This window comes from Salinivirga sp. (genome assembly GCF_055145285.1).
The window spans coordinates 23,169-35,935 of the sequence record NZ_JBSRDC010000060.1 but is presented as its reverse complement, the minus strand read 5'-3'; the positions used below and the strand labels follow the sequence as shown (position 1 = coordinate 35,935).

The following is a 12,767-nucleotide window of genomic DNA, read 5'->3' as shown; positions in this document are numbered from 1 at the left end:
CCAATCAGCACAGCAAAACCGGTCGCTCCGACCGGTTTTTTGTTCTTATTTGATATATCCCTACATTTACCAAATAAACCATAAGCATGCAATGTAAAAACTGTCAATACCCGCTTGATGATAACTACAACTTTTGCCCCCGGTGCGGTCAAAAGATCGATGAGCAACTGACAATTAGAGTCTTATTTAGCAATACGGTTAAAAATTATTTATCGGTAGATGCCAGGGTTATACGGACGTTAGGACCGCTGTTCATTCAAACGGGGGTTCTTGCCCGGAAGTTTATCGAGGGACAGCGGCAACGTTTTCTGCACCCTGCGCAACTATATCTGTTTGCTTCGGTATTGTTTTTCACACTATTCGCAATCAGCATGAAAAACCAACAGGCTCAATTTGAACTCACTTCCAAACAGATTCAGACAACTGTAGACTCGACGGCAATGGCCGAAGACACATCATACAAACCAAGCGGATATAGCCTTGTTTATGAATTCAATCAAAATAAAATGGATTCACTTATTCAGGCAGGTGCATCAATGAATAAAAAACTTAAGGTTTTGGGCATTACAGAGGAATCAGGTAGGGCCTCCACCTTTTTCAACAAAAAGGTTATCCAAATCTACGAACAAAAAGGGCGTGGCCTTATCGACATCATGATTGAAAATATTCCACTGGCCATCTTTCTACTTTTACCCGTTTTTGCTCTTGTATTAAAATTTTTCTTCCTAAAAAAAGGAAGGTACGTAGAGCATTTGGTATTTGGCTTTTATTTCTTTGCCTTCATATTCATCTTCTTTGGTGCATATATGCTTTTAAATTTTCTGATCAATATACCATTAATCATTTTCTTCGCAATAGCGATCGTCTATTTCGCTATTGCATTAAAGCAGTTCTACCGGGTAAAATGGATACGGAGCATTTTCAGTACATTTGGGTTATTAGTTTCAGGCATTCTTGTGGTCATACCTTTTTCGTTCTTTCTAATTCTTATTTCGATTATTGTATACTAGAATACAAACCCAAAAGAATTCAATTAAAGCTTAGCAAGATATTCTTTGAATTTACTATTGGGTTCAAAACCCAGGGAATCACTGGCATATTCGGGTTTTATACCCTCGACAAAATACATGTCGAATTTCCCAATATTACGTGCTTCAATTTTGCCGCGATATGTGCAAGTAAAAAAGTCTTTAATTATTTCGTAAGTATCGCCGGAAATATTAATTCGCCCAACCTCACAAGCACTTTCCATACGACTTGCGATATTCACTGTCTCCCCCCAAATATCATAGGCAAACTTCTTTTTACCCACAACACCTGTCACAAGGTCTCCTGTATGTACTCCAATACGCAACTCCCAGGGTTGCCGTCCTTCATTCTTTTTCTGTTCGTTAATTTGCTGTGTCTTGCGCTGTATTTCAAGTGCTGTAAGTACAACATCAAAGGGATGACTGCGATTTCTTATGGGAAGCCCCCCAGCACACATATAGGCATCGCCGATTGTTTTAATTTTTTCGACATAAAACTTCTCCACAATGTCATCAAAGACGTCAAAATATTCGCGCAATTCAAAAACCAGTTGTTTTGGAGACAATTGCTCACAATAGGCTGTAAAGTCCTTGAAATCACCAAATAGCACAGAAGCTGAATTGTAAAACCTTGGTTGCGCTTTTCCCTGAGACTTTAATTCCTCCGCGGTTTCGGCTGGTAAAATATTGAGCAACAATTCATCTGACTTTCGTTGCTGCGCTTTCACTTCCTCCTCTACTTCCTTTATTCGGGTAATATCTGTTTCAATGGCTATTAATTGTTCGGAACTGCTACCAAATCCATATACCGGTGTTACAACAGACTGAATCCATTTATGCACGCCCTTACGTGTTACAAAAGAAGAGACAAAAGTGTGTGATTTTCGTGAATTCACAACTTCATCCACATCAAAAAGTTCTTCCACACCTTTGTGCAGGTCAAAAATAGTTTTCTGATACAAAGTCTTAAATTCTTCCAGTGACAGGTCATAAAAACGGTGAAAGGCATCATTAACCCATTCAATTTTACCTTTACCATTCATCATAATCACCGAATTATCGGTTTTGCTTGCCACAAGAGACAATTTCCTGAGCTCATTATTGATGCGCTTAATATGCGTTATATCTGTATCAATCACCACATATCTTTTCAACAGCCCTTCATCATCAAATACAGGTGTTAATGTAGATTGCACCCACATTTCGGTACCATTGCGTTTGAAACCTTTTGCCGTATAAGTAACTGACTTTTTGAGATGTACGGCTTCATCAAGAATATGACTAATTTTATTACTTGTACTCGATGTTAATATGGTATCGCCACGCTCCCTTATAAATTCATGAAGTGAATAACCATACATTTTCGTAAAACCTGCATTAATCCATTCCCACCGACCTTCTTTATCGGCTATGAGCACAGCATTATCTGTTTTACTTGCCACCAGCGATAGCTTTTCCAACTCATGATTAGCCCGTTCCAGGTGTTCAGTTTGTGCGCGGAGCTCTTCTTTTTGCTGCTCAACAATAAGTTTCTCATTATTAAGTGCTTCTGTCCGTTCCATCACAGCTTCACGGAGTTTACGGTTACGGTTTTGCAAACTCAGTTGCCGCATGTACACGTACAAGACAATTGCACCTAACAAAATCAAACCGAAAATGATATAAAATGTACTGGTGCGATAGAAAGGTGTGTTGATTATAAATGGCAGATGGAGCGAATAATCCGACCATTTTCCACGGCCACTAACAGCTTTTAATTTAAAAACATATTTTCCGGAGGGCAAATAAGTATACTCCGCCACCTGCTGTTTTCGCAGGTCCTGCCACGTATCATTTAATCCCACTAAAATCCATTGATATTGAACCTCATTGGGCTGCCACTGCTCGATGCCTTTAAAATGAATAGTTACATTGTTACTATCATGAGGAATAACTGGAGCTTTAGACCAATCAATTTGGGAATAATTTTTATAGGTAATAATTGGCAATTTTTTTTCCTGATAAGAAAAATCCAAAATTTGTATGCGAGGTGAAATATCAGGTGGGCTGTATTCTTCAGGCAAAAATCGTGTAACCCCTTTCACGGTACCAATCCAAAGGCTATTTTGCAAAGAGTCAAATAATATGGCATTGCGGTTACATTCCACGCCAATAAAACCATCTCCGGCGGAAAGCGTCTGTACGTTTTCGGGCACAGAGTTCCCGGTCAACTGCACAGATGCTATCCCTTTATCTGTCCCGACCCAAAGGTTATTTTTCTGCTTGTCATAAGTCAGCCCATATACATTTTGCGAATTTAACTTCCGGTTCATTGACATTGGCTGGGTTTTGCCATCTTTTATTCGCCCTAAACCACCACCAAACAATCCGTACCAGATCAGCCCATTATTGTCCTGAGTAAGGGTAGATACTTGCTGATATACAGATTTCTTCTGCAAATTGAATAATTCATATCCGATTACAGGTGGCTCTTTTTCCAGAAACTTATACAGCTCAGACTTGCCAATTTTCACTATTCCGGATGAGGCTGTAGCGAGCCATAGGTTGTCTTTTTTATCAAAGAATATAAAATTTATATGATTATCGGGCAAACCATTTTTAATTGAAATCTGAACCCATTTGTGTTGATAGTAAACAAACATGCCCTCATCACGACTGGATACAAACAAGTTACTACTTTCATCTTTTGTGAGATAGAGTAAATTATTACTCAAAACAGAGTTCAATGCATTATAATTTGCTATTTCTCCGGTTGCCATATTCATTCGCACCAAACCATTAGCCCTGGAGGCCATCCAAAGGATGTTTGGTGCAGTTGTTTCAAGAGCATAATAGGTGTTGGATTGAAGACCATCTTCCATGTTAAATATTTCTACATCCTTGTCTCCTTTTTTTACAATTCCATTTCCGTATGTAGCAAACCAAAATGCCCCGTCGTGGTGCATAATGTCCATAATGGCTTCACCTGATTTACGCTGATCAAAAGTGTAATGGATAAATTGAAACCCGGAAAAACGGTTTAACCCTGAACCATCTGTACCGATCCACAGCAAACCATATTGGTCTTCGAAAACTGTATTGGTGTAATTACTCGACAATCCATTCTTTTCCGTCAGGTAATTGATTTGGTTGCCAGAAAATTGACCAAGACCTGCTCCATAAACACTTAACCAAAAAATATCGCCACTTTCATTGCTAATAATATCATTGATAGTATTTTTTGCTTCTGCCTCAAGCTGAAGGACCTCACGTTCCATTGAAAAACTATACAACTTCCGTTCTGCACCAATCCATAGCTTATCATCCTTAGAATACAATGCAGTAACATCATTTATGTCAAGCATATAGGCCATCCGGCCTTTTTCGTATATCCAAATACCATTATCAAGCGTCCCGATAAACAAACATTCTTCATTTGCCCATAAATCCGTAATTACAGTGTTGGTAAAAACATGGATAAGATTTATAACAGTATCACTAACAATCTCATATAAATTCCCGTTATCTGCAGCAGCATAGACTCCAGACTTGTTACCGGCTACTTTTAATATTGCTGCTTTTGAAAGTTCAGGCAACATCAGGGTTTTTATTTCATAATCTTTAATAATGTTGATGCCACCTCTTTGTAAAGCACACCATACATCATCATGTTGATCGACGTACAAGTCCAGAACCTGATGGTGCGACATACCCTGGGGCAATCCATAATTTTCAAAAGTGCGGCCATCAAAGCAATCGACACCGCCTCCATAGGTAGCTAACCAGATATTTCCAAACTGATCATCGTCAATAGCAGTAACCTGAGACTGAGCGAGACCATCATCAACGAAGAACGTTCGAAAATTGAGTATCTGCCCAAAACCAGTGTTCAGGATAATTAGATTAAGTGCTATGATAGCTAAAAACCTTGTCATATAAACACTTCGTAAGTCTATAAATTTAAGAATAATCGACCAACTAAAAGTTTACTAAGGGATATGACAAGTTTTTTTTTGACAAATGGCAATAAGGAAAGGATGAGCTGCACCAATATTGGGACAAAAATCTTAATTAATGCTTCATAATAAGCGTAACATCGAAAATAATTCAAGCTTTTGGTGTAGTAACTCTAATTTGGGATAAAAAGCTTATTTAGTTCTTATTTTTACTTTTAATAAAAAGAAATAACTTTCATTGTCGTCTAAAGGTAAAAACTGGTAATCAAGTCGTTCTCCTGTTTTTCGGGCAATATCTATTAACCCAAGCCCGGCACCACCTTTTTCTGACAAAGCTCCTTGACGAATTTGTTTTTTATAAAGCGCCTTGAGCTCTTCTTTAGTCATGCTGTTAATTTCATCTATAGATTGCTTAAGCTCATCTATACGCTCTTTATAAATTTTATTGGCTGTAATAATATTCCAATGCTCATCGGTCTTACCAACAATGAACATACCATTACCTATACGGTCATCAGGATCATGTTCATCAGAATGCTTGGTCATATTCTGCAGAGTCTCAACCATTACATGAAATACCTTACGACGAATTGATCTGTCTTCATTGGCTTTTTCCATATTCTGGTCGGCCATTGAAGTAAACATTTTCATTATATCGTGGCTAAATTCACCTTCATATACGAGAGAGAAGCCGTTAGATATCATTTCATCGTGGAGGGACAATACTGTTTTAATGAAATTGAATTTTGTACTCATAGTTTCGTTACGCTTATTTTATGAATATTTGTAAAAATACAAATTTTTCAGTTCATCCAACAAAAAAATGCCGACGAACCTTATTTTTTAGTGATTCATTTTAAAAATGTCGTAGGCCAGACCATATTCAATAAAATCAGCTTTGCCAAACCTTGATTTCAGACCACCATATACTCTAATTTGGTCAGCAACAGCAATTTCCAAAAGCCATCGGTTGTAAATATCGCGGTTAACTGCTGAATATAAATACACCCCAAACTCAAATGAGAAGTACACGGGATGCATATTAAGCATATAACCTGCCTGGGCACCTAAAGACCAATATTCATGAGATTTCATGTCGAAATCGCTCAGCGGTATTTTTCCTTCATAATCAGAGCGCCAAAGCATTTTTTTTGATGCACCATCGTAAAAAACTGAGATGCCACCACCGAAAGAAAAGCCTGGTCGGTATTTTCTCCACAAATTAATATGCCAGTCACTGACAATATATTTTTCCCGGTCAATGGGCCGTTCTTCTTTATAGCCTCCACTACCATAAAGTGTCACTCTGATTTGCTTTTGAGCTTCTTTGGTTACTTTATTAAGGAGAAGCGAATCAGAAAAACGATATTGCCAGTCAAAAGAAAAGTATAACGTATTGACACCCCAATTGGGTAGTGAACTGTTACCATTAGAGAGGTGAAAAAGTCCTGCGTTGACACCTGCATTATGCCTGGCCGACACACTATAATGTAATCCTGTAGCCACTCTTAAAAATGCGTTGGTGACTGATCCATTCACTATATTCAGGGGATTGTTGTCTTCATCATAAGGATTATCTACAAAACCCACGCCTGCTCCTAAGTCATAACGCCAACTCCAACGTTTACTCGCGATAAAATCTGATCCTATAAATACATACACAGCATGCGAATTGCCTAAGATGTCTGAACCTAACCTCGACACCTGGTAACCAAATCCATATCTGGGGTAATTTAAGTCAATTTGCCAGTCGCGGGATCCATTACTATTCAGGCCAATTCGAAAATTAGCCCCAACAGGTGGGTATTCCAGTAAATAATTTATGGCTTTATGATGTGCCCAGGTGCTACCGGTCAAAACCTCTGCATCAACATAGAGCCGTTCAGAAAGGTTAGCACTAATTTGAGACCTACCTGCAACAGTATTAACAACGATAAAAACAATTATCAATAACCTTTTACTCATGCTCTATTAATATCAGATCGCCATTTCCCAAACTTTCTCCTTCATAAGCCGGGGTCCCTCTTACGAGAATATTTCCATTTCTTATAATCTTGTAATTCAAACTGTCTGTAATAGTAAAAGACACATCCATTACAGATTGCTGGGTTATTTCAGCACTAACTGACTGTAAATGGAAAGCATCTATCTGGGTTTCTCCCTTATTAATTACTTTGAGATGTTCGCAAAAACCGCTGGCATCCATCAGTCCGGCTGAATTATAAACATCAAATTTAAAAGTGCCGACGTTCAATAAAAAAGAAGCCTCGAACACGTCGCCGTGCATAAAAAACTTAAAATAATCTGTACTAAGGGTATCACTGCAGAAGAAACCAGCAGCTTCTTTGATATCTACATACTTAATTGACGGTGAATACAAATGAATTTCGGGCAAGCGCAAATCAGTGTACTTTTGCCCGTTAAAACTATTGTCAATAGTAACCCTACCATGATCATTATGTGTTTTTATATCGCTTAAATGTTTGGCATAATAATAAATCTTAATCATGGAAGTATCGCTGTAATGGTAGTACACATTGGCAATACCTTCTACAACAACTTCCTGAAAATCGCCCGGGTATCGATCATCGCTAATCCAGGCTCCCTCATCATAGAGCAAGTTGCAGGATAACATGGACCCGGTCAGTAATATTAGAACACTAACCTTGCGGAACCTGGTAGATATAGATACTCTGATTGACATTATGTTTCGGATTCAATATAAATAGAAAACGGTCTAAAAGACCAGATTTTATAGTTTTTTGGTAAACCAAATTAGGGATATAGGGTTTCAATCGCTGAATACGTTCATCAAGCCTTTTTTGTCCTACAAACAGCACATAATCAGGAATATTGGCAGTATCGCTCATGAAATATCGTGGCGTTGAGAGTACAAATTCATAGTTAGAGCGTCGCTCAACATTGTTTTTGTCATCGTATTCTTTGTAATCAGGTAGCTTGTACATATTTACCCACTTTTCCAGGTAAAATAGTGGCATAGATTTTACAGACTGCCTGTTAGAATCTTCTATTAATATATCGGATACCTCATTTTTATGCTTTTGCAAATATAGCATACTCTCAACTGGCGAGCGTTTAGAATACATTGTAGAAACCGGAAGTATGGCTATAAAATTAACTACCCAGAAAAAAATCACCATGCTGCGATAAAGCCCGGGATGATTGTTCCAAAAAACGGACTTTTGTAATATTTGATTCCAGCCTATTACGCCGGCAATTACAATAAATGGAAAAACAGCCATTATATTACGCTCATGCTGCTGAATAGAAAAAGAGAAATACAGGAACATGAGAAATGCAGGCAAAAACAGCAATAAATTTATTTTGGCACTTCTAAACCATCCCAGCAACCAAAAAATACTAATTGGTGGAATCATTACAATTAAAAGCATGATCACATACATAGAAAAAATGGTCCTGTTGGGTTTGGTAAAAGGAATTTCCAATGAACTCAAAAAAGTCGTAAACTCTGCGAAAGGTTCTTGCCAGACATAATAGTCGACAAGGCCCTGCAGCAGACCGGCAGAAATTAAAAGCCCTGTAAATGCCATTGCCATCACTTTCCAGCGCTTTCTGGTAGCTAACACAATAAAATAGCCGGCAACGAAAATAAAAATGAAAAACCAAATGGAGAAAGCAAAACCCAAAACCAAACCAGAGAAAAAAGCCCATTTTAACGGTTTATCACGGTATTGGGGCCTTACCATAAACCAAATAGCGAGCATAAGAAAAGGAACAGCGAAAAACTCAGCCAAATTATGCACACTCGCAAATGGTAGTATCCAAAAAGTAGCCACAAGCAAACCAACGTACCTTGCCATATCCTTATTACTCACTAAATGAGTGATGCGATAAGCATAATTCACTACCAACAAAGAAAACAAAGCGTGCAGCAATCTGACAATTAACATTTTTGTAGAAGCATCCATTATGCTAACTGCTTCAAGTCCTTTGAAAAGCAGATAATGTAACCCAACATAAGTAAAGCTATTGCCTATTGGCCCTGTTGTTAATTCGCTATTCTCAGCTGGCAACCAATTTTGATATGTGGTGCCATCAACCCAGGCCTGTGCAGTTTCTATAACCATAAAATGGTCATCGTGAACAGCATAACCCTGCGAAAAAATTACCGCCAGCAATCTAAATACCAAGGCTATCAGAATAATTATTCTCAAAGGCTTACGTGTCCAGATGCTGGTGAAATTTTTCATAGGCAAATTTCTCTATGCTTTTGATGGTTTAATATTCCCAAGATAATTAAATGGTGTGATTTTTTTAAGCTCCTGCTTTACTGGTTCCTTAACTTCCAGTTGATCAATAAATTGCTGAATAGACTCACGTGTAACTTTTTCATTTTTGCGTGTTAAATCCTTAAGTTTTTCATATGGTTTTTCCACTCCTTCGCGACGCAAAATGGTTTGAATGGCCTCTGCCACTACGGCCCAATTATCTTCAAGGTCAGCATCAAGTTTTTTCTCATTGAGTATAAGCTTATCTACTCCTTTGAGCAGAGAATGCAAAGCAATAATGGTGTGGGCCAGTGGTACGCCAATGTTGCGAATAACAGTCGAATCTGTTAAATCGCGTTGTAACCTGGAAACAGGAAGTTTGGCAGACAAATGTTCAAATAGTGCATTAGCCAAGCCCAGATTACCTTCGGCATTTTCAAAGTCAATAGGATTGACCTTATGGGGCATAGCAGACGAGCCTACCTCACCTTTTTTAATCTTTTGTTTGAAATAATCCATCGAAATATACTGCCACATATCCTGGCTAAAATCCATTAGAATGGTGTTGATGCGTTTCAAAACATCAAAAATGGCCCCCATATCATCATAATGAGATATCTGGGTAGTGGTTTGCAACCGTTCCAGCTCAAGATGTTTGCTTACAAAGGTATTGGCAAATTCCACCCAATCGATATCGGGATAAGCCACATAGTGCGCATTAAAGTTACCTGTTGCACCGCCAAACTTGGCATTGGCCGGTATTTCTTTCAATAAATTATATTGTTTAAACACCCGCTCTATAAACACCCTGATTTCCTTACCGAGTGCTGTTGGAGAAGCCGGCTGGCCATGCGTACGAGCCAACATAGCGCGCTCTTTCCAGAGAATGGCTTTATCTTCAAGCTCTTCCATCAAACCTTCCAGCAAAGGGTAATATAATTTATTTACCGCATCGCGCATAGCTGCCGGGAAAGCTGTGTTATTAATGTCCTGCGAAGTAAGACCAAAATGGATAAACTCCAGATACTGATTAATATTTTGACCACCCAGTCGCTCTTTAATGTAATACTCAACTGCCTTAACATCGTGATTGGTAGTGGCTTCTATTTCTTTCACGCGTGTGGCATCTTCCGGCGTAAAACTTTGATAAAGCATCCGCAAATTATCAAATAACTTATGGTCGAAATCTTTTAACTGTGGTAAGGGTAATTCACATAATGCAATAAAATATTCAATCTCTACCCAAATACGGTATTTAATAATTGCATATTCAGAAAGATATTCCTGTAAACCTTTGGTTTTACCATGATACCGTCCATCAATAGGTGAGACGGCCATAAGACCGGATTTTTCCATATTAAGTTGTTTTTGTGCAAAAATAGGAAATTAATCGGCAGAAAAACAAGTTCGCATAAGTAAAAGCAAACAATCTTTGGATTGGTATAGACGTAAAAAAGCCACCCGGAGGTGGCTTTTTATACTTCAAAAGAATACAATTATCTTTTTCTGCGGAACAACATAACCAGCACAATAAGTGCTAAGATTATAATAGCTCCGATCATAATATTCATATTGGTTTTGCTGATGGTGACCACAGCAGCCTTGTCTTTTTTCTCAGGTACATTATCCTGCCCGAGTACGAGGAACTGATCACCTGTTTTTTCAACCACCGTGCGGTACCACCATTCGGGGTATCCTGGTTGTTCAAGTTCAATAACTCCTGTGCCGTTGGTCAGGAATTCACCATTTTCCTCTTTTTTAACGTTTCCGTCAACATATTTCATCATTATGAATTGGAATAGCTCTTTCCAACGCTCAAATGTGTATTGACCGGCATTGATAGAATAATTAGAAACCATTTTTGTAGCTCTGTATGGCGAGCTTTGGTAAAGCGCTTTGGCTTTTTGATCTATCTCAGCTACTTCTTTTTTGAACTTCTCATCTAATTCGTTCATAGCTTCGCGAATATCAGGTTCAATCATATTGTATCGCAAATATGCAAAGTTCGATACCATGTTGAAAATCCAGAAAGCTGATGTTTCTGACCATTCATACATACTTCCGTTGCCTTCGCGATATGCCTCAGGAGCTTTTTTCATTCCAGCATAAAAAGGCACATATACTGATGTTGCTGCATCATCAACGCTAAACCAGTTAATTCCACCAATTGGATCAGGCAACCAGCTACGTGACTGTGTTACAAAAGAGAACCCTGTTTGCTGTGTAGCAGTGGCCCGTTCATTGCAATACTCAACTGAATCTACCTCCCAGGTTAACGGGCGCCAGCGATATGGACGCTCAAATGGACCGGCTCCAATATCTTTACGCATATCCAGGGGTGTACCTTCCAGGTGGTCGCGCATAAAATCCTGTACATCGTGCGCAGACAGTTTATTCTCTGGTTTAATCCACAATGGCATGCGGTTGGTTGCAATACCTTGCTCGTTTTTCTCTACTTTACCACTGGCATAATCAAAGTACTGTTCCATGTCGGGATTGATATCTTTGAAAAATGACCAAACGCGCATTTCGCAAAAACGAGCTCCACCAAAAGTCAGGGGAGCATAAACATCTGAGAAACTAAAATTCTTATCTTCACCTTCATAGTAACCTTTTTCTTTTGCAAAAGAAATTACGTCGGGTGAATGAAAAGTAGTTTGTTCTTTATTGAACCAATCATTATTTTCCTGAATGGGAAAAGTGGTAATACGTGCCTGGTTGGCATGAGCCGATACATAACCATCAGGGATTTGGCGGGCTACGTAAACAATTCCTTTGTTTCCCGGACCCTTTCCAATGATTTCCATGATCCATACTTCATTCTTGTCAGCAATAGATAGTGATTCTCCGGAACTATAATATCCATATTTTGAAGTTAGCTCAACCATTGTTTTGATGGCTTCGCGAGCAGTTTTGGCACGTTGAAGCGTTAGGTAAATTAAGCTACCATAATCAATGATACCTGTTGTATCGCGAAGTCCGCTTCTTCCACCATAAGTTGTTTCTCCAATTGCCAATTGATGTTCATTCATATTTCCGACCACAGCATAAGTATGTTCAACCTGATCAATTTCTCCAAGATATTTCCCGGTATCCCATTCATAAACTTTTACTTTACTGCCCTTTGGATAATCGGCAGCTGGCCTGAAATACAATTCACCATAAAGTACATGGGAATCTGCGGCATAACTAATAATGTTAGAACCATCGGTAGAAGCTCCTTTGGTTACCAAAAAGTTGGTACAGGCATCAGCCGGTAAAAAGGCAAAGGCCGTAACAAATAAGGCCAGAATCGATGCAATAATTTTTCTTCTCATTGGTCTTTATTTTATTGTTTATAATGTCAATAGCAACAAAAATAGAAAAAATATTATCAATACCTTAGCTTATGAGATAAGTGTGCAAAAATGGACATAAAAATCTTTATATAGTAATTAGCTTCAGGAGCAATTCAATAATTCTTTAAACCAGCCTGCAGGTTTAAGAATAGCCCGCAAGGTGATAAATAATTTTATTCTCGTTAAAAAATAGCGAGATGTTCCTGTTTAGTATTT

Annotated in this window: 8 protein-coding genes; 1 reads left to right on the top strand and 7 read right to left on the bottom strand. The window is 38.5% G+C overall.

The features are described 5' to 3' along the window. Positions 1–86: 86 nt before the first annotated feature. Positions 87–1,010: a DUF3667 domain-containing protein gene (locus tag ACTB0Y_RS12190; protein ID WP_463207102.1), complete on the top strand. Its 924-nt coding sequence runs from the start codon at positions 87–89 to the stop codon at positions 1,008–1,010. A 23-nt stretch (positions 1,011–1,033) separates the two neighbouring features. On the opposite strand, the gene ACTB0Y_RS12185 is transcribed toward ACTB0Y_RS12190, so the two are convergent. The 7 genes from ACTB0Y_RS12185 to ACTB0Y_RS12155 form a co-directional block, all read right to left on the bottom strand. Then, positions 1,034–4,942 (bottom strand): adenylate/guanylate cyclase domain-containing protein, encoded by a 3,909-nt coding sequence (locus ACTB0Y_RS12185; protein ID WP_463207101.1) that lies wholly within the window; start codon positions 4,940–4,942, stop codon positions 1,034–1,036. Between the two features lie 213 nt (positions 4,943–5,155). Next, the gene (locus ACTB0Y_RS12180) at positions 5,156–5,719 is read right to left on the bottom strand and encodes a SiaB family protein kinase (protein ID WP_463207100.1); all 564 of its coding nucleotides are present in this window, start codon (positions 5,717–5,719) and stop codon (positions 5,156–5,158) included. An 87-nt stretch (positions 5,720–5,806) separates the two neighbouring features. Beyond that, positions 5,807–6,928, bottom strand: a complete 1,122-nt coding sequence (locus tag ACTB0Y_RS12175) for an acyloxyacyl hydrolase (RefSeq protein ID WP_463207099.1) — start codon at positions 6,926–6,928, stop codon at positions 5,807–5,809. Next, positions 6,921–7,667: a GIN domain-containing protein gene (locus tag ACTB0Y_RS12170; protein WP_463207098.1), complete on the bottom strand. Its 747-nt coding sequence runs from the start codon at positions 7,665–7,667 to the stop codon at positions 6,921–6,923. The genes ACTB0Y_RS12175 and ACTB0Y_RS12170 overlap by 8 nt, the downstream gene beginning before the upstream one ends. After that, on the bottom strand, positions 7,624–9,195 hold the full coding sequence (locus ACTB0Y_RS12165) for a glycosyltransferase family 39 protein (protein ID WP_463207097.1): 1,572 nt from the start codon (positions 9,193–9,195) through the stop codon (positions 7,624–7,626). Before ACTB0Y_RS12165 ends, ACTB0Y_RS12170 begins: the two co-directional genes overlap by 44 nt. Positions 9,196–9,207: 12 nt before the next feature. Beyond that, positions 9,208–10,569 carry an adenylosuccinate lyase gene (gene purB, locus ACTB0Y_RS12160; RefSeq protein WP_463207096.1) on the bottom strand — a complete coding sequence of 454 codons (1,362 nt, stop codon included), beginning with the start codon at positions 10,567–10,569 and terminating at the stop codon, positions 9,208–9,210. A gap of 140 nt (positions 10,570–10,709) precedes the next feature. After that, on the bottom strand, positions 10,710–12,530 hold the full coding sequence (locus tag ACTB0Y_RS12155; RefSeq protein ID WP_463207095.1) for a dipeptidase: 1,821 nt from the start codon (positions 12,528–12,530) through the stop codon (positions 10,710–10,712). Positions 12,531–12,767 lie beyond the last annotated feature (237 nt).